Origin of the sequence: Paenibacillus sp. FSL W8-0186 (assembly GCF_037969765.1) — a bacterium.
In the GTDB taxonomy this organism is placed as follows: Bacteria; Bacillota; Bacilli; order Paenibacillales; family Paenibacillaceae; genus Fontibacillus; species Fontibacillus woosongensis.
In genome coordinates, this window is sequence record NZ_CP150207.1 from 3,840,514 (window position 1) to 3,865,899 (window position 25,386).

A 25,386-nucleotide genomic window follows, 5' to 3' on the forward strand; every position below is an offset into this window, starting at 1 on the left:
TCTGCTTAGCCGGCTTTTATGTAGCTACTAACTTTTGAATTAGCTCAGTATCCACCGCCGTGCTCTAAGCCTTTCACGGTATTCGTATGGCCTAAACTGCCTCCTACAAGGCCAGACCCTAAAGAAATAACGATAACCAGTGCCAAAATCCATTTACGCATCTTTTATCACCCCTTCCAGTAAAGTTTCATATTCCTTTAATTGTCCTTCTGTTGCAAATGATCTATAGCGTTCAAATAAAGGAATTAGCTTCATAAAATAGTTATAATTTTTGAGGGATATAGCAATTTTTAGCGTAATTAATATTTTCGATATCCCTTCCTCAAATTCCTTTTTTCTCAAATAATATACAGATAAATGATAGAATAATCTTAAGTATCGATCCTTACTTACCTCTAACCTATAGTAATTATCAGCTCTATCGTATAATCCCGTATCAATGTTAAATTGTTCGAGTATATCATCTATAAAGAAATTATGAATATTTGATGCCTCAACAATAACCCTTAGGCTAGGCAATATCTCGGGTGGATGCTTCTTTACCGATTCAATATATTCCGGAATGATAGATTGATCACCAAGTAATACCTTTAGATTATAAGTGTTCAATTTGGCAAACAACTTGAATTTCTCAACCTCTTCCTTTCCAGATTCATTCAATCCAACAAACCAGCTTAAATCTGCATAACCTGCTATGTATTCAGGTATCTCTTCGTATCTTCGTTGAAATTGTAATGCAATACCTTTTAGCACGTAACCTTGACCATAATATACAACTAAGTTTCGTTCAGCTCTAAACTGAAATGCTTTACCTTGAAGATATGCTCTCTCATAATTTTTATAAACCATTTTAGCGAGATTTCTGAGCTCATCAGAATATATTTCGGTTTGCACCCATTTTTGCAAAGTTAAATAGGCATTGGCTAAATGTAATAACCCGTCCAATTGATAATCCTCAGGCAAACGATACAAGTAAAGCTCAAATCGCGTAGCCGCAATCAGATTAGCTTCTGCGTCATCCCCCAAAGATAACCGAAACAACCTGTAATGGCTGATGGCAAGCCGTTCGGAATGCTGATACTTCTCACTCTCAATCACAACATTGTAAAATAAGCGGGATTCCTCACGCAGCCCTTTCTCGTAAAGCTCCTCGCCAATTTCGAAAATCATGGGAATGTAGCTCAAATTTTCTACGATGCGATCAAGCACCTCTTGAATGCATTCGGTCTGTCCCACTTCGGCGCACCGGAGCAGAAAGGCCTTTACCCTTCTGCGGTTCGGTTGATCCGAATCCACGCATTCATTGACGTATAACGGATAAAAGTGCCCTTCCGGCTGTTCCAGGGCTTCCGTCATTAAATCCAATTGCCGAATGGCAATGGGTTTGGGAGGGTTTCCGTTGAGAATGGCGCTGAGTGTCCCGCGATTAATTCCCGAGCGGCTGGCAAAGCTGCTCAAAGAGTAGCCTCTGCGCTCAAGCTCCTGTTCTATGATAGAACGGATCGTGGGTTCATTCGTCACTCTGGCTCCTCCTTCCTATGCATCAGCGTAAAATTCCAAAATATTTAGCTAAGTGATTTAATCTCCTATATTTTTACACATTATACGAAAATATGAACTGGTGGTCAATTAATTTTTTTATTTGTTTCATATTTTATTGAAATTCCCCTAAATTGAAAAAAGGCTGTCCCGGCAATCATCTGCCTGAATCATTGCCGGAACAGCCTTATATGTTGTTGTGGTTACGCTCTCTGCCTTTTACTCCAGACCGTAATACCCGCACACCACTTCGCCGACGGACTTAGCGGCGACGAGCAAAGACTCTTCGTCGATATCGAACTTCGGATGATGGTTGAAATAGACCTCATTCGTATGTTTGGGCCTGCAGCCAATGTAGAAGAAGCAGCCCGGGATTTTCTCCAGATAATAAGCAAAGTCTTCCGATCCTGACAGCATATCCGCCTCCGAAACAGCTGTCAGATAATCGCCTATGCCCCGGTTTAGATACTTGACTACATTGGCGGTAATTTCAGGATCATTATAGAGCGGAGGATAATCCGCCGTATAAATCAGTTCGGCCACTATGCCGAACATGCCTTCGATCCCCTTCACGATCCGGTGAACTTCCTTGTCGATCAGCTGCTGCGTCTCTTTGGTCATATAACGGACATCGCCTTCCAGTTCAACCGAATCCTTGATGACATTAAAGCTCCCTTTGCCGTCAAAAGAACCAATCGTGACCACACCGGTCTCGAACGGGTTTAACCGGCGACTCACAATCGTCTGAACAGCGGTAACAAAATAACTTGCTGCGACAATAGCGTCATTTGCCAAATGCGGAGAAGATCCGTGACCGCCTTTGCCATGAATAATCAGTTTGAAGTAGCTCCTCCCCGCCATCGCATAACCGCTGCGATAACTCACTGTTCCTGCTGGTGAGGTTGGAAACAAGTGTATGCCGAAGATTTGATCCACATCGTCCAGCAGTCCCGATTCAACAATGGACTTGGCTCCTCCCGGAGGAGTCTCTTCCGCATGCTGATGGATGATCTTGATTGTTCCCGGAATATCCTTCTTCAATTGAAAAAGACAATCGGCAAGCACCATCAAATAAGCGGTATGACCGTCATGACCGCAGGCATGCATCACACCCTGATTTTTGGAAGCAAACGGCAGCCCCGTCTGCTCTGTAATGGGCAAAGCATCGAAATCTGCGCGAAGCGCAATCGTCTTGCCGGGCTTCCCCCCGCGAATCGTTACGATCATTCCGTACCCTTTCCATCCCTTCTGAACCTCCACATCTTTGCCTTGATAGAAGTTAGCAATATATTGCGATGTCTCTTTTTCATGAAAAGACAACTCGGGATACGCATGCAAATGTCTCCGTATTTCAATCATTTCTGCCTTTCGGGCTTCAAGCATACTTAGTAACTGTTTTCGCACATATTTCCCCCCGTTCACTTATTTCAACCTGGATCATTCCATAAGTTAAGCTTTTTGAAGTTTAGGGATTCTCCGTTTTTCAGCCTTCCTGTCGCTAGGAACCATAAATAGGATCGCGAGTATGGACAGCACGCAGAAAGCGACATTGACCAGCAAACCTGTGGAAGCCGCCAGTTCTACGTTGCCCGAAGCTGCGATTGTTCCATATACGGCTGCTGAACTCGCCACACCGAAGGAACCGCCCAGGGAGCTGGCCATCTTATAGATGCCCGATGCGACCCCCACCTTGTCGGAAGGCGCATTGGTTACGGCTGTGTCGGTCGAAGGCGTAGCATACATGCCAAGGCCGATTCCAAACAGCATGAAACCAATAAACACCACGATGGAATAGAGGAAGCCCTGAATAAAGGTACAAGCGGCTAAGGCAATTCCGATCCCCGTAATCACGGTGCCAACCAGCATCGGTTTGCGGGCGCCAATTTTCTGCATAATCTTCTCCCCAACCCGAATCATTGCAAGCACGCTGACCAAATATCCGAGGGATAGCATCCCCGTTGCAAAAGATGTAAAACCTCGGCCCACCTGAATATAAGTATTCGTAACAACAAGCGTACCGGCAACCGCATTCAACAAGAAATTGGAAATCGTCGCGCCGGAATACGCCCTATTCTTGAATAGGGAGAAATCGATAAAGCCTGTCCCCGCTTTATGCGTTTCTACTCGAAAGAAAATAATAACAAACAGCAGGAAGCAAACCATCAAGGATATCGTAATTATGCTAGTCCATCCGAACGTAGCACCCTGCGTAATAAGCAGATTCAGAGAGACCATGGCAATGATGAAGGCCAGCAGACCACTGGTGTCGAATTTGGAGCTGCCGCCTTGTTCAACCTTGCTTTCAGGAGTTCCCATAATGAGAAAAATCCCAAGCACCGCAATAACAATCGAGAAAATGAAAATCCAGCGCCATCCCATATAGGTAGCGATTGCTCCCCCGGCAAACGAGCATACGCCCGATCCGCCCCACGAGCCGATCGACCAATAGCTTAGCGCCCGCTGACGCTCTGCCCCGTCATAGTAGGTTTTAACCAGAGCCATCGTCGCCGGCATGATACATGCCCCAGACAGCCCTTGAACGATGCGCCCAATAATCAGCAGAACAGACCCTTGCGCAAGTACAAGACATAAAGAGCCGACGATGCTAAGCACCATCCCGACATAAGTTAATTTCATGCGCCCATACTTGTCCGCCAGTCCCCCGGCAACGACGATAAAAATTCCGGAGAACAAAGCGGTCAAACTGATGGCGATATTGATAATATCAAGGGAAATCCCCAGATCGGCCTGTACAGCAGGTACAATATTCACCATCGATTGAGCAAACAGCCAGAATGTAATGACCCCGAATACAATCCCGAGGATTAACTTATTTGTGCCATGATACGGAGTGTCCATTTATTTGTCGTCCTCTCTTAGGTAGTCTATAACTACAGCGCCCATCGCTTGGGCAGCAATAAGCATACTGTCCTCGTTAATATCGAATTTAGGATGGTGATGCGGATAATATTTGCCATCCGCCGGCATCGCCCCGACATAGAAAAATACGCTCGGACGTTCTTTGGCATAATATGCGAAATCCTCCGACGGCGGCTGCGGCTCACAGCGTTCAACGCCCGTCACTCCAGGTATCGCACTGCTTTTTAACGACGCCGCTACAAATTCCGTCAACGCTGGATCATTGTAAAGCACCGGATAATCATTCAGGTAATTCAGTTCATACGTAATTCCGAACGTTTCCTGCAATCCCTCCAGCTTACAGCGAATTTCCCGTTCAACCAGTTCTCTGGTTTCTTCCGTCATCACCCGAACATCGCCTTCCAGCTCAACGGAATCTTTAATGACGTTAAAGCTCCCTTTGCCGTCGAAGGAGCCGATCGTAATCGATGCTACATCAAACGGATTCAAACGGCGGCTTATAATCGTCTGTACAGCCTGAACAAAATAGCTGCCGGCAACGATCGCATCATTGGCCAGGTGAGGCGAGGATCCGTGTCCGCCTTTGCCTTTTATTTTTACTTTGAAGTAAGCTCGTCCGGTTTGTATGTTCCCTTCGCGATAATAGATTTTGCCCGTCTCCATCGTGGACATGACGTGGATGCCGAACACATGATCGACGCCATCCAAGCAGCCGTCTTTGATCATTTGTACAGCTCCGCCTGGAGGTTTCTCTTCCGCATGCTGATGCAGAATAACCACCTTCCCCCGAAGCTGATCCTTCATTTCGATCAAAGTTTCGCCCAGAATCAGCATGTAGGCGGTATGCCCATCATGGCCGCAGGCATGCATAACACCCGGGTTCTCCGAGGCGAACGGAAGGCCTGTCTCCTCCATAATCGGAAGCGCATCAAAATCGGCGCGAATAGCTACGGTCTTCCCTGGTTTCCCGCTATCGATCGTAACGACGATGCCATTTCCGCCTACATTGTTACGAACTTCACAATTCTTGTCGGCATAAAAATCAGCGATATACTTAGCTGTATTCTCTTCGTGAAAAGATAATTCAGGATGGGCGTGCAAATAACGTCTTATTTCGACGATCCGGTCTTTCTTGGCGCTTAGTCTTTGAAACAATTGCTCCTTCACCATAAATGCCTCCTTCATTTATTCCAGTCAGGAAGTGTAATGTTTATATTCCCTGATTGCTGTCATCTCATTCTCTTTTAAAATCACAGGACAAAAATAATGATTTGGCATCATCATATAACGACAAACAGAGCCTCCCCGCCGGGAAGGCTCTGTTAAATAAATGAACACTACACTTCAAGAATAGAAGGCATAATATGCGGTGCTCGGCCTACTTCTTTCATGAAAAATCTGCGCATGATCCGGTGCGTCGACCGAACCCAGTCGGAGCGATTATACTCCTGGCGCTCTCCCTGCTTGGACAGGTTCCGCTTGAGCGACATTTCCGCACGCCGCAGCAGCGGACGGGCATCCTGCATGTAGACGAAGCCGCGGGTCACGATATCCGGTCCGGCAAGAATTTGCCCCGTCTCGGCGTCAATGGTCATAACGACGATGACGATGCCCTCTCTAGCCAATTCGCCCCGCTCTTCCACGAGCTCGTCCTCATAGGTTCTCATCTCTCCGTTGCTAATAAAGACGTCACCTGACGGAATAGACCGGCCTTTCTTGGCGCGGTTGCGATAGACAGACAGCGTATCTCCCACATTCATCACGAAGATGCGGTCTTCCGGCAGCCCCGTCTGCATCGCCAGCTTGCGATGAGCGAGCAGCATGCGGTATTCCCCGTGAATCGGAATAAAATACTTCGGGCGGATCATGCTGAGCATAAGCTTTAAATCCTCCCGGTTGCCGTGGCCCGAAGTATGGATATCGATAATGGAGCCGTAAATAACATTGGCGCCTGCCCGCATGAGCATATCGATGCTGCGGTTAATATTCTGCTCATTGCCCGGGATCGGCGAAGAGGAGAAAATAACCGAATCCCCCGGGTAAATCTGTACGGAGCGGTGCGCCCCGGAAGCGATCCGGCTCAGCGCGGCGTTAGGTTCGCCCTGGCTGCCTGTACAAACGATCAATACCCGGTTATCCTCATAACGGTCAATATGCTTCACGTCGATAAGCATGCCGTCGGGCACGCGGATATATCCGAGCTCCTGCCCGATTGTAAATACCTTCTCCATACTGCGGCCAATGACGGCGATTTTGCGGTCGCACTGCATTGCTGCCTCCACCACCTGCTGCAGGCGGTGCACGTTGGAAGCAAACGTGGCGAACAAGATGCGTCCCTCGCATTGCTTGAACGATTCAAGAATCGCATTGCCAACCTTGCGTTCGGAAGGAGTAAAGCCTTCCCGTTCGCTATTTGTGCTGTCAGCCAGCAGCGCCAGAACGCCCTCGCTCCCGACGCTCGCCATCTTGGACAGATCGGCGGGCTTGTCCTCCGGCGTGAAATCAAATTTGAAATCCCCGGTATGTACAACCGGGCCGTATGGCGTGTCTACGACGACCCCGAAGGCGTCGGGAATGCTGTGCGTCGTTCTGAAGAAATGAACGGCAAGATGCTGGAACGCATACCTGTCATTCTCATGGAACACATGCAGCTCGGCTTGCCCGAGCAGACGGTATTCCTCCAGCTTGGCCCGAACGAGGCCAATCGTCAGCGGACCGCCGTAAATCGGGATTTGCAGCTGCCGGAGCAGAAACGGTATGGCTCCGATGTGATCCTCATGTCCATGTGTAATAAACAGGCCTTTGATTTTGTGCTTGTTCGCAACCAGATAACTCATGTCGGGAATGATATAATCGATTCCAGATAGGCGCGAGTCAGGGAACTTCAAACCCGCATCAATGATAATGAGTTCATTTTTGTACTCCACGGCGTACATATTTTTACCGATTTCACCAAGGCCGCCAAGCGCGAAAATTCGAACCGGCGGGGGAGACGATTTAGGACGGCGCTGTGTCTTCGCTGTCTTAGCAGTCTTCGCGGTTTTGCTAGCTTCTTCATTCATTATGTGCTTAATTCCTCTCTTGCAAAATACCGGTCACCAGAAGGGCCGGACTTTTTATGATAGTATTGTATGGCTCTCTATGTTTCGATGCTCTCTATAACTTTTCACCATGCTTCAACCGTTCAATCAGATCAAACAGATCGCTCCTCTTGACCCTCCAATGTCTGCCGATTTTAAAAGCCGGAATGACTCCCTCGTTCACCATCTTATAGGTTGTAACTTCACTAAGCTGCAAATAATTCGCAACCTGAGCTATCGTCATGATCTCGATTTCCGAATCCATAGAAATAATCTCCTCTATAGAACATTGGTTTGTATTCAATTATACTCAATTATACTCATAATAACTAATTATTTTTCCAAAACACAAAGCTGGCGCAGTTCAATCCTGCGCCAGCTTTGTGTTCAACCGCTTTATTCCATTCGTTTTAACCTGACTAATATATCAGTTCCGGCCCTCGCCCATAATGATTTGCCTTATTTGCTCCAGCGGGGCCTTAGGCTGCCTGTTGTACGTCAGAAGCCCGTTGATTTCCTGCTCTACGTCCGTAAGCTGTGTATAACAGAATCCTTGTACGACCGGGGAGGCGTACATCGGATCGACGACGTCCTTCAGCCGCTGTAAATAATCCTCTTCATTATCCGCACCGGAATACCCCCAGCCTTCCCACTCGCTCGCCTTGAAGGCAATTCCGCCGAATTCCGTCACGAGGATGGGCTGGCCGGCATAAGCTGCCCCGCCGACGAAAATACGGCGATTCGCCGGCATGGCTTCTATTGTGGATTCTACTGTTTCGTATCTGGCCTCCAGCACCTCGCGGCGGCTCTCATAATCGTGAATGGTCACCAGATCCGTCGTCATATGCTCCCATCCGTCGTTATATACGACAGGACGCGTCTGATCGAGCGATTTCGTTAAATGGTACATGGCCAGACCGTGCTGCTGCTGTTTGGCATCCATCTGCACGTTCGGAACGCCCCAGCTCTCATTCAGCGGCACCCATGTCACGATGCAGGGGTGATTGTAATCCCGCTGAATGACCTCCTGCCACTCGCTGGTAAACTGCCGCACGTAATTTTCAGAGTAGGCGTAAGCATTCGCGGCTTCACCCCAGACGAGCATGCCGATCCGGTCACACCAGTACAGGAAGCGCGGATCCTCCATCTTCTGGTGCTTGCGGACGCCGTTGAAGCCCATCTCTTTGGCCAGCTCCACATCCCGCTTCAAATCCTCATCACTCGGAGCCGTAAGGATGCCCTCCTCAAAATATCCCTGATCAAGCACAAGCCGCTGATAATATGGACGGTTGTTCAGGCACAGGCGTCCATTTTCAATAGATACCTTGCGCATCCCGAAATAGCTGTCCACCTCATCCAGCAAGCGGCCATCGCCGACCAGCTTGAAGGAAATATCGTACAGGTTCGGATGCTCCGGAGACCACAGGCGGCCCAGTCCATGCTCGGCAAAATCATGGAGATGGATGCTGCGGTACTCCTCCGGGCGAAGCACCCGGTATCGGTCGGCAGCGATCCGCTCTCCTTGAAAAGACACCGTCACTTCAAGCTCCAGGTCTTGCATGCCGCCCTGCACGCCTTCCACGAAAGTATGCAGCTGAATTTCATTCCGGTCGATATCGGGAGTCATGGCCACCCGTTTCAGATAAGCCTGTTCCACCGGCTCGAGCCACACCGTCTGCCAAATTCCCGTAGTCCGCGTATAGAAAATACTCGCCGAATTTTCCAGCCAGTATTGCTTGCCCCGCGGCAGGGTAATGTCCCGGCTGAAGTCTTCTGCTCGGACCGTGATCGTCTGGCCTCCCGGAACAAGCAAATCCGTGATATCGGCCTGAAACGGCGTGTGCCCGCCTTCATGGACAGCGGCCAGTTGCCCGTTAATCCATACTTTGGCCAGGTAATCGACCGCGCCAAAATGAAGCACGATCCGCTTTCCGTTCCATGCCTCCGGCAGATCGAAGCTTTTGCGGTACCATACCACATCGTGGAACTCCGGGTTTCCGATGCCGCTCAGCTTGCTCTGAAATACAAAGGGAACTGTAATCGAATGCGGGTATGGAGCCGGGCCATCATTCCCGTACCATTTCTCCTGCTCCCCGATTCGGTCATCATCGAAGGCGAACTCCCACTCCCCGTTCAAATTGAGCCAATCCGCACGAACAAATTGCGGTCTTGGATATTCCTCTCGCGGAATCGATTTATTGTTCTGGATGTTTGTCACTGATCTTTACCTCCTATATGTGTCAAGTCATATTCATCGTATTACGCCTGGCCGCCGCTAGGATGCTCCGGCTCTTTGCGAAACTCGCTGCGGTAATCCTTCGGGGAGAGCCTCGCCTCCCGTTTGAACACGCGGTAAAAATGGCGCAAATTCGGAAACCCGGTTTCCTCGGCAATCGCCGCGATTTTATCATCGCTGTCCATCAGCCGCCGCTTGGCCTCTTCCATGCGAATCGCTGTCAGCCGCTCCACGAAGGTGGTACCGGTGCGCTGCTTGAACAGCGAACTGAAATAAGCCGGGTTCAGGTGCACCTGCCCCGCTACCTCATTCAATGTTATCTGCTTATGGAAATTGGACTCGAGGTACTGCAGCGCCAGCTCCACTGGGTCGTGCATGGTTTCCAGCCTCGAGTCGGCGATGCATCGGGACAGAGCTGTCAGGAGCGTCCGGCACTCCATGATGAACTCTTCGCTCGATGTAATCGAGCATATATCGAATATGAGGCTGCGGATATCCCGCTCGCCCAGCCATGCCTTTGTTAAATTCAGCTTCTCGGCCGACTCGTAGAAATGGATCAGAAGCTTGCATATTTTCTGGTAGACGAGCTCGGGGCTCTTCGCTTGCCGGCACAGCCTGGCGATCTCCGCTTCCGCTCGGCTGGCCGCTTCTTCTACCCTTCCTTCCAGAACGGCGCGCTCCATCGCTCCCCAGGATTCGGGATCGACCTCAAGGCATAAATCATGATCCCGGCGGATCGTATCATATTGCAGCACCTTGTCGCCGCCGACGATCAGCCGGTAAAGCAGGCTGATTTCAGCATCACGGTAAGAATTCGAGATGGAATCGACCCCTTCAGCGACCCGGCCAACGCCGATCGTTACCGTGAGATTCGATAAAGAAGTGATCTGCCTGCGGATCGACTCGGCCAGCTCGATCAAGCCGCGGCTGTCCTTGCTGCTCAAATTGACAATAGCTGCGACCTCAGAATCAGAAAGCACGAGGCTATAGCCTTTCATCATCCGCTTGTTGACTATTTCCTGCACGAATTGACGGATATAGAGCTGGAACAACGAGGGATCGGCTTTGAAATACCGCTCTGAGCCGATAGAACCCTTATCGAGCTTGATCAGAAAGCAGCAATAATAAGGCTGATCAAAATCAACGCCAATTTTGCGCAGCAGATCCACATGATGCTGCTGCACCATGCCGCGCATTAACCCCGCAATAACTGACTCGCTTACATGGCGGCGGATAAGCTCGTTCTCCTCCTGATCAAATTTCGGAGCCGCTGCCTTCCCCCGTTTTGCCGTCTCCTCCTTCAGCTTGCCGAGAATCCGTCCGAGCTCGCTTCGCTCCACCGGCTTCATTAAATAATCCTTGGCGCCATATCTCATCGATTGAAGCGCATAAGTAAAATCTTCGTAGCCGCTGACCACGACGCATTCCGTTTGCGGAAACCGCTCCTTCACGACGCGCTGCAAGGCGATGCCATCCATCCGCGGCATGCGGATATCGGTTAAAATGACATCGGGATGCAGCACCTCCGCCCGGTCCAGAGCCTCATAACCGTCCGAGGCATCGCCGACGACCTCCCATTCCGGATCCAAGGACGTTATCATGGCCCGCAGGCCCTTGCGAAATATCTTCTCATCATCGACGATCAGAATTTTTGGCATAAGATTCTCCTCCTTGGTTAAGTCATGATGTGGAGTGGAACACAACCGGTTTGCGATCGTCCTCACGGGTCGGCATATGCTTAGCGGGAACCGTCAAGGTGACGCGTACCCCGCGGTAAGGCATGCTATCGATCGTGAGGCCGTATCTCTCGCCGTAACTAAGCACAAGGCGCCGATGCACGTTAAGAAGTCCGTTGCCCGTAGCTCCGCCAAGATTTCGAGAGTAGGCCAGCTTGTGCCGAATCTGCTCAAGCTGCGCGGTAGTTAGACCGATTCCGTCGTCCTCCACGATTAGGCGCAGCAGGCCGTCCTGAATGCCCCCAGTCAGGGAGATCCGTCCCTCGCCTACACCCTTGTCAAGTCCATGCTTGAAGGAATTTTCGACGATCGGCTGGATCATGAGGGGAATGGCTTCACAGTCCATCGCCGCCTCCTCGATATCCAGAGTGAAATGCAGCCGCTCATCGTAACGCAGCTTCTGAATCGCCATATACCGGCGGATATGCTCGATCTCGTCCTTGAGAACGACCCCTGACTGGTGGGCATTTAAGGAATACCTCAGTATGCGGCTCAGATTGTTTGTCATCGTCGTAATTTCCTTGCTGCCTTCCAGCTCTGCGTACATACTGATCGATCCGAGCGTATTGTACAGAAAATGAGGATTGATCTTGCTCTGCAACGCAGCAATTTGCGCATCCTTCTCCCGGATCTCGGTTTCATAGAGCAAATAGCCGAGCTCGCTTAGGCGGGAGACCATTTTATTAAAAGCACTGCCTAGCTGGCCTACCTCATCCCACTGATTCACGGGAAACGCTACTTCAAGCTGGCCCTTCTCCACTTTTTTCATCAGCCGGCTCAGTTTGCGGATGGGGAGCGTAATCCGGTACGCCGTAAATACGGAGAACAGCATCGCCGAACCGACGCAGATGATCCCCATAATCGTGATGGAATTGCGAACCTGCAAGCTGTCCTGCATCAATTCCGAAACAGGAACGGCCCCGACGGTGGTCCACTGCGTCAGTTCAGACGTGGCATAAGAGACCAGCATCCGTTCGCCGCCCGATTCCAGATGGGTTACACCTTCCCCGCGGAACGAAGCCGCAGCTCCGTCAGCCCCTGGAATGACAGAGCCTTTGCGAATGACAAGATCGCCCCTGGCATTCGTAATATAAAGAGATTCTCTCCGACCAAGCTGTACCTGTGCCAAAATTTTCTCCACTACCGCCGGATCGACATCAAGCACGATATAGCCGAGCGTCCGCCCGCTGTCGAAGCTGCGCAGCTCCCTCACAATGGAGAACACCTCGTAGACCGAACCACTCGTCGGCTTAAGCTCGTGCGTCGTCAGAAAGATCGGCTCTCCAAAATGGCCCTGAGCCTCCTTCAGCCACTCCGCATCTTCATCCAGCTTATAGCTTGTGACATACTGGCTTTCAGGCATGACGACGTATGACGCCCCTTTGGAGCCATAAAGCGACACGCCCATAATATCGATTCGTCCATTCAGGAACACCTTGGACACAAAATTGTTCAGCAGACTGATTTCTTCCAGGCTTAAGGACGCCCCCGGCTTTCTTTCCGAGGCCAAATAATCGAGGATATCCTGATACTGGTAGGGCATCAGCGAGAGCCGGTTCAACTCCTCCATGTAAGTGTCGATGTTGAGCGTAATCTGCTTCATCGTCTGCAGCTGGGACTCGCCGACATTCGCTTCCATCGTTCCCCGAAAGCTAGTGAACGCATAGACGCCAAGCGCCCCGAGCGGGATTACGATCAGAACGGAGTTAATGAGGATCAATTTCTGCGCCAGCTTCAAATTTCTCAGCCATTGTACTCCTCGTCGCAATTTCGTCATCATAGCTGTCCCTCACTTGCGCAAATCCGCATTGATTTTCTTCACAGCCGCGTCCAGTGCTTCCTCCGGCGTCTGGTAACCATAGATCATTCTTTCGAACTCATTAATGATCCGTTCATTGATGCTCCATTGTTTGGCGTTTCTCGGCCAGTAAGCGACGTAGTTGGCCGTAGCGGCATAATCGCTCCGGTACTCGAGCTGGTTGAATATCTCTGAGCTTGTAAGATCAGTCATGCTGGGAACATGCCCGGCCTTCGCCCACATATCTCCATGGCTCACGATCCAGTTCGCGAAGGTTAGAATCGCCTCCCGTTTCTCCTCCGTCATCCCCCGCTTCTTGGGTATGGACAGATTGTGGGAGTCGCCCCAGACTGCGGGGCGATCATACAATGTAGGCATGGGAACAACCCCGAAATGAAGTCCCGCCGCCTTCTCGAAGGCGCCTGTTCCCCACATCCCTGTTATTAGTACCGCTGCTTTGCCGTCATAGAACAACTGGAAAGCATCATTGATGTCGGGCGGGATCAGCTTATCCTGATATAGGCTGTTCACGAAGCTAAGCGCCTCCAAAGAGGCGGTATTGTTGAATACGGCCTCCATGCCGTCTTCGCTGTAGAACTGTCCGGCGTCCATCATTTGGTTGTAGAGGCTCCACCATAGCCAGACAGAATCGATGCGCGTGCTGGGCTGGGCCAGCGGAGCGATATCGGGCGGAACCGTCCGCCGAATTTGCTCCAGGAAAGACTTGAACCCTTCTGCTCCTGTGGGAATAACAGGCCTTCCCGCCTCATCCAGCACCCCGGCCTTGGACAGCCAGTCCTTGTTGTAATACATGACCAGGGCATGTGTGTCGAGCGGTACCCCGTAATAATCATCCTCATATAATACCGAACGGAGTATGTTCGGATTAAAGCGTTTCCAATCGATGCCGATGTTTTTGGCCTCCGCTGTCAGCTTCTCCACGTAACCGTTCTGAACGAACTGGGGCATGATCGTCGAATGGACAATAGCCACGTCTGGTGCATTGCCTGACAATACGGCTGTTTTTAAACGAGAATAATAATCGTCTAGACGCGAATTTTTCTGGACAACCTGGATTTCCGGGTGTTCCTCGTTGAACTGCTCCACCATCTCGGTCATGAATTGGTTATCCCCGCCGCTAAAGGGGGTCCAGTATTCCAGGCGCACGACATGAGGCGGCTTCGAAATCTGCGCTGCTCCCGAGTTCTGTCCCGTGCATCCGGGCAGCAGGAGCAAAAATGCGGCTAATGACAAGAACCCGATCGTTGCTCTGCTGCGGTATTGATTCCAGCGATGTCTCTTCATATTCTCGTCTCCTAACGACACAGAAAGTTACAATCTAGTCAGCGATAATATCCATATAATCAAGGCTCAGGTCTCCCGAGGCCCCTTTGATTATAATTTCATTATCACCTCTCTGCAGCTTTCCTTCAAACACAACTTCTGTAAAAACATTGCGTCCCGTGGCGGGAACAGCCAGCTTGGCACCTTTGCTTCCATTGATCTCCAGCTCAAGGCTTCTTTCCTCATCGCCCGGGTTGGAAACACCGAGAATTAAGCGATATTCGCCCGCTTTTGGGACATGTACCGACCGGAATGCCGCTGAGGAGTCTGCCTCATTCGTCAGCTTCTGCACACTTTCGCCGGAGGCCGACAGATCGGCGCCTACTGTCTCTTCAAGACCAGAGGATGCCGTCTCGGCCTCATATCTTGTTATTTCGATCGCTTGAATTCCGCCGAGAATGTCGGTCGCAGCACCGTCTTCACCTATCCGCAGATCCAGCTCGCCGCCTCCCGTTTCCAGCTGAACGCGCCCGTAAGCATAACCAACCTCATCCTGCGCAGTAGCCGGCAATTGTATCGACCCCGCTTTGGTATCATTCACCCATACCTCAAGCGTTCGGGTGGCGCCCGTCTCGTTCTTATAGTGGACTAACAAGGGCATTTCCGCTGGAACGGCTGCCGCAAATTTTCCGAAGCTGAGGCGGTCTCCGTCTCTAAGGGCATGCTTGGCCAGATAAACGCCCGACCCCGATGGCAGCGGAATCGCCGTTTCCAAGGACAGCGGCTTTCCGAGCTCCGGCAGCCCCTGCTCGTTCCATGTAATACGCTGCACCCGGGCTTTGCGGTTGTTCCAGCCATCCGTAGGACTGGTCGTGCCGTGATAGACGATCCAATCCTCCGTGCCGTCTGGAGATTTAACGAAGGAATTATGCCCCGGGCCATATACGCCGGCTTCCTCGTCCATCGTCATGAGCGGCCCGGTCGCTCTCTCCCAATCCTCCGGCTGAAGCGGGTCGCCGCCCTCCTTGAGCGCCAGCAGGCCTAGGCTGTAGAACGGCGTCCAGCTCCCTGCCCCGGAATAGACAATAAATACGCGGCCATCCCGGTAAAGAATTGCTTGGCCTTCTTGAATATATGGCGGTCCGCCGGCCATTTCCCATTCCTGATCCGGCGAAGACAACATTACCCTCGGTCCGCTGATCGTCAAAGCATCACTCATCGGCGCAATATAGGTATTCTGCCGGATGTTTACGTCCCCTTCCCAGCCGGACCAGACAAAATACAGCTGCCCTTCATGCTCCATCGCCAGGCCGTCGATCGCCCATTTATTCGTCTCGTCCGTAATTTGCCCTTTGAACTCGTACTCGCCAAGCGGGTCGTCACCGGCCGCTTCCAGCGCGTACATCCGGTGATTCTCGTTTTGTCCGTCATCCGCCGCGAAATAGATATACCATTTACCGCGAATATATTGAATTTCCGGAGCCCAGAGGTTGGCTGAGTACATCGTATCAATCGGCGGGTACCAGACCACCTTCTTCTCGGCCTGCTTGAAATCAATTGTCCGGGATTTCATAACCATGACGTCCGTTCCATGATGTGTGAACGTCATGTAGTAATATCCATCTTTGTATACAACGCTCGGATCGGGGGTATCCATATCGATCAACGGATTTTTGAATGTCCCCCCATGGCCGTTGTATGGAGCGTCAGCTCTGCCGCTGTTCGTCTGCTTCATCCCAATCACTCCTACTATAACAATGACGGCAATGCCAAGAAGCAAGGCTGCCGCATACATCAGCCTGCGTTTGCGCAATATTCGCCTGTCTCTCACAAGCCTCACCTCATGACTAGCTATGAACATGCTATTAATATGTTGATTTAATCACTTGATTGCAGATTGCGTAATGGCCTTAACAAAGGAACGCTGACCGATAATGAAAATCACGACAACCGGAATAGCCGCCGCCGCCGTCATTGCCATCAGCTTGCCGTAGGATTGGGTATAGCTGCCCTGGGCCATCATGGCGATCCCTGCCGTAATGGTGCGCATCTCCGGTGAAGTGGTAGCATACAGCGGCCAAACGAAATCATTGTAAATTCCCATAAATGTAAAAATAAGCAGCGTAACCATAATCGATACCGAGGACGGCAGCATGATGCTGGTATACAGCCTCCATTTGTTCGCCCCGTCGATTCGGGCGGCTTCCTCTATGTCCTTCGGGAAGGAAATAAAGAACTGATACAATAAAAACACCCCGAAAGCTCCCGCGGTATAAGGAAGAATAAGCGCAGCGTACGTATTGATCAGCCCAAGCGCGTTAAATTCCATGTACATCGGCAAAAACGTCAGCACGCCAGGAATCATCAGCGAGGCGATGAACATCGACAGCAGCGTTCTGCGCAGCGGCAGATCCTTTAACCGGGCCAAGGCGAACGCCGCCATGGAAGCGATGAGCAGAACGATCGCTGTTCCCGCGATGCCGACCATCAACGAGTTCGTAATCCATTGCAGGATCGGAACGTTCATCAGCTCTCCGCTAAACCCTTTAATATAGTTGTCGAAAGTCGGCTTCAGCGGAATGAAGTTCATTTTGCCGGACAACGCTTCAAAATCGTTCTTAAAGGACGTCGATATCATCCATACGAGCGGCAGCAGGAAAACGACGGCAACCACCGAAGCGAGAAGAACAAGCAGCAGCGTTTTGATCCGTTTCATGCTCATGACTCTTCCCCCTTATTTCCGTAAGTCAGTTTAAACTGCACAACCGATATAATCATGATAAGCAGCGCCATCAAAATCGCCATCGCCGAGGCGGAGCCGATCTCCTTGCGGATGAACGCCTGATCGAGTACGTTGATGAGCAGCACCTTCGTGCTGTCCCCCGGGCCCCCGCGGGTAAGCAGGAACGGCTGGGCGAAGACGTTAAACGAAGCGATCGTGGATGTGATCATTACGAACAGCATGACTGGTTTGATGGATGGAAGCGTTATGTGGATAAATTTATCCCAGGCATTCGCTCCATCCAGCGAGGCAGCCTCATAGAAATCTTCCGGCACCTGGTTCAGGGCATTAATAAAAATAATCATGTTGAAACCGATCGTCCACCACAAGGTCGTCGTAATGAGCGACACCCAGGCCCACGGCTGGTCGGTCAGCCAGGGAATGGCCGGGATGTTCAGCTTCATCAGCAGGCTGTTCAGAAATCCGGAATTCGTGTCGAAAATCATTAGCCAAATCACGGACATGACCGATGCGGATAACGCATACGGCAAGAAGTAGAACGTGCGGAACATGCCGCGGATTTTACCTGGGAGATGCTGGATAAGCATCGCAAGCGCGAGCCCGACCACGATCAGCAGCGGTACGGAATAGATGACGAATTGAATCGTATTCCACAGCCCGTTGAAGAACAGGCTGTTCAAATAGGTGCCCGGCGTAAAAATCGTTATATAATGCTTCAACCCTACAAAATCATGTTCTGGCGATAGAAGCTCAAAGTTATGCAGGCTGATGTACACGCCGTAAAGTATTGGAAACAATAAGAAAGCGGCAAAACAAATGAAATAAGGCAGCACGAACAAAGATGACGTTAATTTGGAGTGCCAGCTTTTCACCATAGATTTATCCCTCCCGCCCTGGGGGCTTTGCTTCATTTGCCTGGAAAATCGAAGGAGACGAGAGAGCAGCTGCCGCCTATTTCCCGTCTCCTTCTGCATTCAATTACTTCGGGCCGTTAATTTTTCATCGCTTGCCGCGATTTCGCGACAGCATCGTCCATTGCTTTTTGCGGATCCTTCTTGCCTAGCAGCGCGTTGTTCAGCTCGCCCCAGATCGGCTCGGAGATCGTTCCCCAGTTGAGAACGTTTGGTGCGAATTGCACATCCGCGAAGCCGGCAGCAATGCTGCTCTGAACTTCCAGCTGCTTGAACTCCTCGCTCTCGATCATTTTCTTCGAGGCCAGCGCTTGACCGGACTCTGCCCATTCCATCGAGTGCTCCGCCATGTATTTCAGGAAATCGCCGATACCGGCCAGCTTCGCTTCGTCAGTCATTGCTTTCGGAATGACGAAGCCATGGGAGCCGGCAAAAGCGGCACGTTTCTCTTTACCGATTTGCGGAATCGGAGCCACGCCATAATTTAAGCCTGCTTCATCAAACTGCGACTTCATCCAAGGGCCGTTGAATTGAATCGCGTTCTTGCCTTGCAGGAACAAAGTATTCTCTCCGTCCTGCTGAACATTACCCGGGGAATAACCTTGATCGACCAGGCTGCGCATCCAGGATACCATTTCTACCGCTTCAGGAGAGTTGTAGGCTACATCGCTGCCATCCCAGAGCTCGCCCCCATTTTGCCAGACCAAGGATGGGAAAATAAATTGCTGAGGCCATAACGTTGGAAGTACATAACCGTAAATTCCTTTGTCCTTATCGGTCAACTTGGCAACAGCATCCTCAAACTCGGCACGGTTGGTAGGCGGGCCGCTCAGACCCGCTTGCTCGAACAAATCTTTGTTGTAGTACATGACGACAGGATGGATATCAAGCGGAATGGAATACCATTTGCCGTCGATCGTTGAATATTCGACCGGAGCTTCGGCGTAATCGTCTTTGCTGATTCCAGACGCGGAAGCAATATCATCCAGCGGCTGCAATTGATCTTTGTTTACGTACGTCGGCACATTATCCACGTGCATGATCATAAGGTCCGGACGCTCTTTGGATGTGCTGAGCGCAACGTCAAGCTGCTTGTAGTACTCTCCGTTCGGCTGAATGACGAAATTGACCTTGTATTGATCTTGGGAAGAGTTATATTTGTCTACAATCTTCTTCATGAACGGGCCATCCGCACCGGAAAATGGGCTCCAGAACAAAATACTGGTCGTCTCCTGCTTCTTCCCGCCGGAAGACTCCCCGCCGCCGTTCACCGCAGCAGAGTTGCCTCCGCCGCTCGAATCCTTGCCGCCGCAAGCCGCAAGCCCGATGACCAGAAATAGTGACAATAGCAGTGCAGCCGGTTTTCTAAAATTTTTCCCCATCTTCTTTTAACCCCCTAAATGTCTTAGTTGCCTGTTTCTTTGCGATGCCTTGTAGTGGTTCTCCTGGTGCTTGGTGATTTTGGTGTTCTTGCTGTTCTTGCTGTTCTTGCTGTTCTTGCTGTTCTTGCTGTTCTTGCTGTTCTTGGTGTTCTTGGTGTTCTTGGTGTTCTTGGTGTTCTTAATGCAAAAATTCAATCTCTTGCTTGATTTCATCTTATCGGGGATCGAAACCCAAAAACATGTCATATCTTTAGGTCGTAGGGTCAATTTTTTGGGGGATGAAAAAACGCCTCTAAATCTCATAATTTATTGATCTAGCAGCGTTCTCTAAAATTAGTTATTTAATTAAGGCACAACTCTATAGCACAATACACATCATTATGAGCACCATCAGCAAACTTACCAGTACAAGCGAACATCAACTGTAAACAATAGCTGCATATGCTCAAGGGCAACAAAAGACGACGCATTGAAATGTTTACGGACACACGATCCGCTATTTCGTTAGAATGGAGCTCATTGGCATATGTAATGGACTCAGAAGGCGTTATTGTCTCAAAATCAGTCCTAAATCTCATGAAAACAGAGAAATAGCGGCTTCTAGGTCCGTAAAGAGTCGGAAAAGGCCATTTTCGTTGAAATAAGGGATCCTCGGTCCGCTAGTAAATACGAACTAACTCAGGCGTGCTGGGACTACGAATTCTCATCGTGCCAAGACTACCGCCGCAGTTTCGAGTCAGACGTACCGGGATCACTGTCATCATTTCGGGATTACTGAAATCAGGTCTATCGGCATCACTGAATCAAATGCACCGCAATTGCTAAGTTAGGTACACTGCAATTGCTGAGTTAGACAAACCGCTATTACTGAGTTAACAAAACCACAATTGCTGAATTAAGCGGGCTAGGATCACGAATTCGGAGCATATGCAAAACGGCCCAGCAGCCCTTAACGGGACTCTCAAAATACTACTTAATGCAATCAAGATTCTTCCCTAAAAGAACATATAACTGGCAAACTAAAACAGGCCACCCCAAAGGGTGACCTGTAACCTGTAAGCCAATTACCATTACAACTTATAGCCGTTAACGCATCATCATTCCATTACTTCACGGCAACATAGAACAAGCGGGCGGCATCATCAACCGCCTCAACCCATTCGAAGTCCGCATAAACCGCAACCTCCCGGAAGCCGCAGCGAAGCAGTTCGCTCTTCATCCATGCCGGGTCGTAGGCCCGCTGAATATGCGTCTCTTCAAACCGGCGGTACATATCGGGCCCGCTGCCTTCTTCCCGGGCAAAAATGGATAAATAATGCTGAATTTCATCCCTTGCCGCATCGCGTTCGCAGGTCCATATGTATGATACCGATCGCTCGTCGCAAACAAAGGGCTGTTCTTCGTCATACCGCTTCAGCGTATTAGGATGATGAACATCAAACAGGAAAGTTCCTCCTGGCTTCAGCCCGTTATACGTTCTTTGGAATGTGCGAACGATATCGTCTTCCTCCAGCAAATAATTAAGACAATCACAGAAGGAAATGACGGAGTCTACCGGCTCCGGAACCTCCCAGTCTCTCATATCCTGCTGTACCCAGCGGACGCTGCCTTCGCGAAACAGCCGTACGCCCTGTGTACTTCCTTCCATTTTGCGCCGGGCTACGGCAAGCATGTCCGCGGACAGGTCAATCCCCGTTACTTCGAAGCCGGAATTGACCAAAGGAATCGTGATGCTTCCCGTGCCGCAGCCAAGCTCAACGACCGTCCGCGGCATCCCAAGCCGCTCCCAAGCAGTTCGCGCAAAACGGAGCCAATCCGGATAAGGCATATCTTCCATCAATTCATCGTATACATAGGCAAATTTACGATAAGCTGCCATGCTGTCACCTGACTTTCTGCAATCCACTCCATCGCTGTTCCATGTTCCACGCAGGCCAGCGAAGGATCATCATACCGGTCTATTCATTCCGTGCACCCGCACGCTTCACATTACTCATTCTATTCCCTAGGATAAATCCTAGGACATTTAACCATTCGTCGAATCCGGGCCCTGAGCATCCGGCTTACGAGCTTCCCCAGCGCCCGGTTTCACCAGATACGTCCAGTTCTCCTTCTGCGTGACCTTGCCTTCCTTCATCAGTTTGCCGAGCGCCCGCTTGAACGCCGATTTGCTGATGCCGAACCGCTGCTTGATCAGATCGGGCGCAGTCGAATCCGAATAAGGCATGCCGCCTCCGGGACGCTCCTGCAGGTACTCTAGAATGCGTTCCGAATCCTCTTTGCGTCCGATCTCTTTGCGCTGAGCCATCGATAGGTTAACCCGTCCGTCCTCGCGGATATGGGTAATGCGCACCTTGACGCGCTCCCCAAGCCGGAGCAGCCTGCTCCGCTCGGAGGAGTGGAGCATGCCGATTGCGCCGAAGCCAAGCACGCCGCCGTCGACGACAACAAAGGTGCCCATTTGCAGAGGCTTGTAGACGATAGCTTCGGCCCACTCGTTTTTCCATGACGTAGGTGCGTGAAAGGTCTTCGGCGCCAGATCCTGTTCACCGGCAAGCTTGGCCTTCAAGCGGCCCTGTTTGTCATGCTCCATAATTACGTAGACGCTGTCGCCGACCTGGGGATGGAGCTCCCGCAGCTCGGGCAGCTCGCGAATCGGCAGCAGAAGCTGGCGCCCCAGCCCCATTTCCAGGAAGCAGCCAAGACGGGGATGTACGTCCGCTACCTCGAGGAGAGCAAGCTCGCCCAGCGTCAAGTATGGCTTCTTCATCGTTGCGGCAAGACGATCCTCCGTATCATAGAACAGGAATACCTCCACCGTCTCCCCCGGCTTCACTTCACGGGTCAGCTCGGAATAGTGCAGCAGGACGTCCTGCATGCCATTGGTCAGAAAATAGCCGTACGGCGAAACCTCTCGGTCGATCGGAAGCGATACGATAGTGCCAGCAATCAGGCTCATACGGTCTCCACGACTTTGGCGTCGGACCAAAGCCGCTCGATATTGTAAAATTCGCGTTCATCCCGGTGGAAAATATGCACGATCACGTCTCCCAGATCCATCAGCACCCAGCGGGCCGAATCCATACCTTCGATGCCCCGGATATTCACGCCGGCTTGCTGAGCCTTATTACGAACCTCCGTCGCGATGGATTGAACCTGCACATCCGAGTTTCCGTGACAAATGACGAAATAATCGGCGATGAGCGAAATTCCCTGCAAGTCCAGCACCACGATGTCCATTGCTTTTTTCTCATCCACGGCCTTTACGGCCAGGTCTAACAATTGTTTAGGTGAAATCGGCATTCATACGAACCTCCTGAATCGTTATTGTATAGTTTACTTGCTTCTTATTTGCAGAATCAAATCATTACGCGCCAATACAGTCGTTGGAAAAATGCGCTTTTGCTTCTCGATCAGGAAGGATATCGTCGAATCCAGTCCAGCGACAAGCGCTTCCTCCAAGCTATGCTCAGCCAGCTCGCGAATCCGGTCCACGCCGGGAAAATCCCGCCCAGGCTCGATATAGTCGGCCAGGCAAATGATTTTGTCCAGCTTAGTCATGCCGACGCGCCCCGACGTATGATACCGGATCGCATCGATCACGCTTGTATCCTCTACCCCGTAATCCTGTTGGGCCACATAAGCTCCGACCTCGGCATGCAGCAGCTGTTTATCGTAATCGAGCAGTTCCATATTGAGCTGATGATCGCGAATGACTGCTTCCTGCTGCTCGATCGGCCAATACTTGGCCACGTCATGCAGCAAGGCGGCTAAATCTGCCCGCTGCGGATCTTCGCCGTACCGGCGGGCAAGCGCGACAGCGGATTCCATGACGCCTAGCGTATGCCCCCATCGCCGTTCGGGCATTTGGCCCGATACGATGTCCATTAATTCCTCACGGGTGTAATCCATACAAACCGCTCCTTGTCATATAATCATGGACAGAGTCCGGTACCATATACCGTATGGAATGGCCCGCAGCTAGCCTGCTCCGGATCATGCTGGACGATATGTCGACCAGAGGCATTTCCGCCAAATAGACGGCATCCTGGATGAACGGAGGCAGGGCGTCAAGCTCAAGGAAGCTCCCCGGACGCTGAAGGCCGATAAATCTTAGCATTTGCGTCAACTCTTCGATGCCTTCCCATTTTGGAAGGTAGTTGACCATATCTGCGCCAATGATGAAATAGAATTCGATGTCGGGATACATCTGCCGCAGCTCCTTGACCGTCTCGACGGTATAGGATACGCCTCCCCGGCGCAGCTCGATATCCAGCGGCTTGAACGCCGGATTGCTGCGGATCGCCTCCTCCACCATAGCCAGGCGCTGTTCTCCGCTGACACCGGATTGGTGCTTGTGGGGAGGCGTATGCGAAGGCATGAACCAAACCTCATCGAGCTTGAACTGTTCGCGGGCTCTTTCCGCGGCCAGCAGATGGCCGTGATGAATCGGATCAAATGCTCCTCCCATAATGCCGACTTTTGTCATCCCTATCCCTCCCGGCCCGGTTTAAGGCAGCTCGATTTGTTTGTAATCCCGCGATTCCTTGTACAGGACGATCGTTCTGCCGATAAGCTGCACCAGCTCTGCACCGGCTCCCTCGGCTAGTTCGGAAGCGATCTCCTGCGGATCGTCCAGGTTATTGTTCAGAATCGACACCTTGATTAATTCACGGCGCTCCAGCGCTTCTGAAATGTGCCGAATCACCTGTTCATTGGTTCCGCCCTTCCCGACCTGGAAGATCGGCTGCAGGTGATGCGCCAGGCTGCGCAAGTAACGTTTTTGTTTTCCTGTAAGCATGTAATACAAAACCCCTTAACATTCAAATGTACTGCTTATGGTAATGCTCCATTCAGGCTGCAATGCAATCTAATAATTTAGATGGATTATGCCTGCAAACTGCTCAGGACGGCGGCGCGCATCGCTTCGACCGGCGCTGGGCGGCCTGTCCAATATTCGAAGGCATAAGCGCCCTGATATACGAACATGCCAAGACCATTATGAATGCGGCAGCCGATGGACTCCGCCCGAACCAGCAGCTCGGTCTTCAGCGGATTATAGATCAGATCGCTAACGACCATATGGGGAGACAGAAGCTCCGCCGGAATCGGCAGCTCGCCCATGTTAGGATACATCCCAACAGACGTCGTATTAATGACAATATCAATATGGCCCTCTTGGAGAACCCGCTCCAGCTCCCCGGCGCCGCAGGCGCTGATGGGCCCCAAATGTGCCCATTCGTCCGCAAGCTCCTGGGCTTTGGCTGCCGTCCGGTTAGCGATCACAACGCTCCCCGGCTTCTCCTTCAGCAGCGCGTACACGATGCCCCGCGCCGCTCCGCCGCAGCCGATGACCAGCACATGCTTGCCGGACAAATCAGGAACGGCCTCTTCCTTGAGAGACCGAATATAGCCTATTCCATCCGTGTTGTAGCCGGTTAGAAGCCCACCCTCATTCACAATGGTATTGACGGCTCCGATTTGCTTCGCTGCCTCATCTATCACGTCCACATATTTCATGACGTCCACTTTATGAGGCACGGTTATGTTGACTCCGCGATAGCCAAGAGCGACGATCCCCTTTATGGCATCCTCTAACTGCTCCGGCCTGACATGCAGCGGCACGTAGGTACCCGCAAGGCCCGCAGCCGCAAGCGCCGCACTATGCATCGCCGGCGACTTCGTCTGAGAGATCGGATCCCCCATTACGCCAAACAGCAGTGGCAAGCCATGCCCCCCCTGTAATTGATTACCCATTTTCGTTCCTAAGCCTCCCTCTCCATCTTCATACCGCGAA

22 protein-coding genes are annotated in these 25,386 nt (G+C 51.2%); all 22 read right to left on the reverse strand.

Annotated features, from left to right (window positions below):
• Positions 1 to 153 precede the first annotated feature (153 nt).
• Positions 154 to 1,521, reverse strand: a complete 1,368-nt coding sequence (locus MKX50_RS17350) for a helix-turn-helix transcriptional regulator (RefSeq protein ID WP_213590011.1) — start codon at positions 1,519 to 1,521, stop codon at positions 154 to 156.
• A 237-nt stretch (positions 1,522 to 1,758) separates the two neighbouring features.
• Positions 1,759 to 2,943: a M20 family metallopeptidase gene (locus MKX50_RS17355; protein ID WP_339157435.1), complete on the reverse strand. Its 1,185-nt coding sequence runs from the start codon at positions 2,941 to 2,943 to the stop codon at positions 1,759 to 1,761.
• A gap of 45 nt (positions 2,944 to 2,988) precedes the next feature.
• Positions 2,989 to 4,398 (reverse strand): MFS transporter, encoded by a 1,410-nt coding sequence (locus MKX50_RS17360; protein ID WP_213590007.1) that lies wholly within the window; start codon positions 4,396 to 4,398, stop codon positions 2,989 to 2,991.
• A complete protein-coding gene (locus MKX50_RS17365) occupies positions 4,399 to 5,604 on the reverse strand; it encodes a M20 family metallopeptidase (protein WP_339157436.1) in 1,206 nt (401 codons plus the stop codon). It lies immediately after the preceding gene.
• Between the two features lie 152 nt (positions 5,605 to 5,756).
• Positions 5,757 to 7,481 carry a ribonuclease J gene (locus MKX50_RS17370; RefSeq protein WP_280530402.1) on the reverse strand — a complete coding sequence of 575 codons (1,725 nt, stop codon included), beginning with the start codon at positions 7,479 to 7,481 and terminating at the stop codon, positions 5,757 to 5,759.
• Between the two features lie 94 nt (positions 7,482 to 7,575).
• On the reverse strand, positions 7,576 to 7,764 hold the full coding sequence (locus tag MKX50_RS17375) for a helix-turn-helix domain-containing protein (protein WP_110932038.1): 189 nt from the start codon (positions 7,762 to 7,764) through the stop codon (positions 7,576 to 7,578).
• Positions 7,765 to 7,926: 162 nt separating this feature from the next.
• Positions 7,927 to 9,717, reverse strand: a complete 1,791-nt coding sequence (locus tag MKX50_RS17380; RefSeq protein ID WP_339157437.1) for a sugar-binding domain-containing protein — start codon at positions 9,715 to 9,717, stop codon at positions 7,927 to 7,929.
• A gap of 41 nt (positions 9,718 to 9,758) precedes the next feature.
• Positions 9,759 to 11,393 (reverse strand): response regulator, encoded by a 1,635-nt coding sequence (locus tag MKX50_RS17385; protein ID WP_213590001.1) that lies wholly within the window; start codon positions 11,391 to 11,393, stop codon positions 9,759 to 9,761.
• A 22-nt stretch (positions 11,394 to 11,415) separates the two neighbouring features.
• Positions 11,416 to 13,251: a sensor histidine kinase gene (locus MKX50_RS17390; protein ID WP_213589999.1), complete on the reverse strand. Its 1,836-nt coding sequence runs from the start codon at positions 13,249 to 13,251 to the stop codon at positions 11,416 to 11,418.
• A 9-nt stretch (positions 13,252 to 13,260) separates the two neighbouring features.
• Positions 13,261 to 14,574: an ABC transporter substrate-binding protein gene (locus tag MKX50_RS17395; protein ID WP_339157438.1), complete on the reverse strand. Its 1,314-nt coding sequence runs from the start codon at positions 14,572 to 14,574 to the stop codon at positions 13,261 to 13,263.
• Positions 14,575 to 14,608: 34 nt separating this feature from the next.
• Positions 14,609 to 16,384: a family 43 glycosylhydrolase gene (locus MKX50_RS17400; RefSeq protein ID WP_339157439.1), complete on the reverse strand. Its 1,776-nt coding sequence runs from the start codon at positions 16,382 to 16,384 to the stop codon at positions 14,609 to 14,611.
• 51 nt (positions 16,385 to 16,435) lie between these two features.
• Entirely contained in the window at positions 16,436 to 17,275 is an 840-nt protein-coding gene (locus tag MKX50_RS17405; RefSeq protein ID WP_213589995.1) for a carbohydrate ABC transporter permease, read from the reverse strand.
• On the reverse strand, positions 17,272 to 18,171 hold the full coding sequence (locus MKX50_RS17410; protein ID WP_339157440.1) for a sugar ABC transporter permease: 900 nt from the start codon (positions 18,169 to 18,171) through the stop codon (positions 17,272 to 17,274). The genes MKX50_RS17405 and MKX50_RS17410 overlap by 4 nt, the downstream gene beginning before the upstream one ends.
• A 116-nt stretch (positions 18,172 to 18,287) precedes the next feature.
• Complete coding sequence (locus tag MKX50_RS17415; RefSeq protein ID WP_339157441.1) at positions 18,288 to 19,589, reverse strand: ABC transporter substrate-binding protein; 1,302 nt, start codon at positions 19,587 to 19,589, stop codon at positions 18,288 to 18,290.
• A 6-nt stretch (positions 19,590 to 19,595) separates the two neighbouring features.
• A complete protein-coding gene (locus MKX50_RS17420; RefSeq protein ID WP_339157442.1) occupies positions 19,596 to 19,802 on the reverse strand; it encodes a hypothetical protein in 207 nt (68 codons plus the stop codon).
• A gap of 892 nt (positions 19,803 to 20,694) precedes the next feature.
• Complete coding sequence (locus MKX50_RS17425) at positions 20,695 to 21,468, reverse strand: class I SAM-dependent methyltransferase (RefSeq protein ID WP_213589987.1); 774 nt, start codon at positions 21,466 to 21,468, stop codon at positions 20,695 to 20,697.
• Between the two features lie 147 nt (positions 21,469 to 21,615).
• Positions 21,616 to 22,548 (reverse strand): S1-like domain-containing RNA-binding protein, encoded by a 933-nt coding sequence (locus MKX50_RS17430; protein ID WP_339157443.1) that lies wholly within the window; start codon positions 22,546 to 22,548, stop codon positions 21,616 to 21,618.
• Entirely contained in the window at positions 22,545 to 22,892 is a 348-nt protein-coding gene (rsfS, locus tag MKX50_RS17435) for a ribosome silencing factor (RefSeq protein ID WP_213589983.1), read from the reverse strand. Before rsfS ends, MKX50_RS17430 begins: the two co-directional genes overlap by 4 nt.
• A gap of 33 nt (positions 22,893 to 22,925) precedes the next feature.
• Entirely contained in the window at positions 22,926 to 23,501 is a 576-nt protein-coding gene (yqeK, locus tag MKX50_RS17440) for a bis(5'-nucleosyl)-tetraphosphatase (symmetrical) YqeK (RefSeq protein WP_339157444.1), read from the reverse strand.
• Positions 23,485 to 24,078, reverse strand: coding sequence for a nicotinate-nucleotide adenylyltransferase (locus MKX50_RS17445; protein ID WP_213589980.1), 594 nt, complete (start codon positions 24,076 to 24,078; stop codon positions 23,485 to 23,487). Before MKX50_RS17445 ends, yqeK begins: the two co-directional genes overlap by 17 nt.
• A 21-nt stretch (positions 24,079 to 24,099) precedes the next feature.
• Positions 24,100 to 24,390 carry a ribosome assembly RNA-binding protein YhbY gene (gene yhbY, locus MKX50_RS17450; RefSeq protein ID WP_155610528.1) on the reverse strand — a complete coding sequence of 97 codons (291 nt, stop codon included), beginning with the start codon at positions 24,388 to 24,390 and terminating at the stop codon, positions 24,100 to 24,102.
• Positions 24,391 to 24,476: 86 nt separating this feature from the next.
• Positions 24,477 to 25,346 carry a shikimate dehydrogenase gene (gene aroE / locus MKX50_RS17455; RefSeq protein WP_339157445.1) on the reverse strand — a complete coding sequence of 290 codons (870 nt, stop codon included), beginning with the start codon at positions 25,344 to 25,346 and terminating at the stop codon, positions 24,477 to 24,479.
• Positions 25,347 to 25,386: the final 40 nt, after the last annotated feature.

Bases quoted from the DNA above. Each gene is read 5' to 3' on its own strand.
- MKX50_RS17360 (WP_213590007.1), bottom strand. From the start codon at position 4,398: ATGGACACTCCGTATCATGGCACAAATAAGTTAATCCTCGGGATTGTA.
- MKX50_RS17370 (WP_280530402.1), bottom strand. From the start codon at position 7,481: ATGAATGAAGAAGCTAGCAAAACCGCGAAGACTGCTAAGACAGCGAAG.
- MKX50_RS17410 (WP_339157440.1), bottom strand. From the start codon at position 18,171: ATGGTGAAAAGCTGGCACTCCAAATTAACGTCATCTTTGTTCGTGCTG.
- rsfS (WP_213589983.1), bottom strand. From the start codon at position 22,892: ATGCCGATTTCACCTAAACAATTGTTAGACCTGGCCGTAAAGGCCGTG.
- MKX50_RS17420 (WP_339157442.1), bottom strand. From the start codon at position 19,802: ATGAAATCAAGCAAGAGATTGAATTTTTGCATTAAGAACACCAAGAAC.
- MKX50_RS17365 (WP_339157436.1), bottom strand. From the start codon at position 5,604: ATGAAGGAGGCATTTATGGTGAAGGAGCAATTGTTTCAAAGACTAAGC.
- MKX50_RS17385 (WP_213590001.1), bottom strand. From the start codon at position 11,393: ATGCCAAAAATTCTGATCGTCGATGATGAGAAGATATTTCGCAAGGGC.
- MKX50_RS17425 (WP_213589987.1), bottom strand. From the start codon at position 21,468: ATGGCAGCTTATCGTAAATTTGCCTATGTATACGATGAATTGATGGAA.
- MKX50_RS17415 (WP_339157441.1), bottom strand. From the start codon at position 19,589: ATGGGGAAAAATTTTAGAAAACCGGCTGCACTGCTATTGTCACTATTT.
- MKX50_RS17395 (WP_339157438.1), bottom strand. From the start codon at position 14,574: ATGAAGAGACATCGCTGGAATCAATACCGCAGCAGAGCAACGATCGGG.
- MKX50_RS17405 (WP_213589995.1), bottom strand. From the start codon at position 17,275: ATGAGCATGAAACGGATCAAAACGCTGCTGCTTGTTCTTCTCGCTTCG.
- MKX50_RS17430 (WP_339157443.1), bottom strand. From the start codon at position 22,548: ATGAGCCTGATTGCTGGCACTATCGTATCGCTTCCGATCGACCGAGAG.
- aroE (WP_339157445.1), bottom strand. From the start codon at position 25,346: ATGGGTAATCAATTACAGGGGGGGCATGGCTTGCCACTGCTGTTTGGC.
- MKX50_RS17375 (WP_110932038.1), bottom strand. From the start codon at position 7,764: ATGGATTCGGAAATCGAGATCATGACGATAGCTCAGGTTGCGAATTAT.
- MKX50_RS17390 (WP_213589999.1), bottom strand. From the start codon at position 13,251: ATGATGACGAAATTGCGACGAGGAGTACAATGGCTGAGAAATTTGAAG.
- MKX50_RS17445 (WP_213589980.1), bottom strand. From the start codon at position 24,078: ATGACAAAAGTCGGCATTATGGGAGGAGCATTTGATCCGATTCATCAC.
- yqeK (WP_339157444.1), bottom strand. From the start codon at position 23,501: ATGGATTACACCCGTGAGGAATTAATGGACATCGTATCGGGCCAAATG.
- yhbY (WP_155610528.1), bottom strand. From the start codon at position 24,390: ATGCTTACAGGAAAACAAAAACGTTACTTGCGCAGCCTGGCGCATCAC.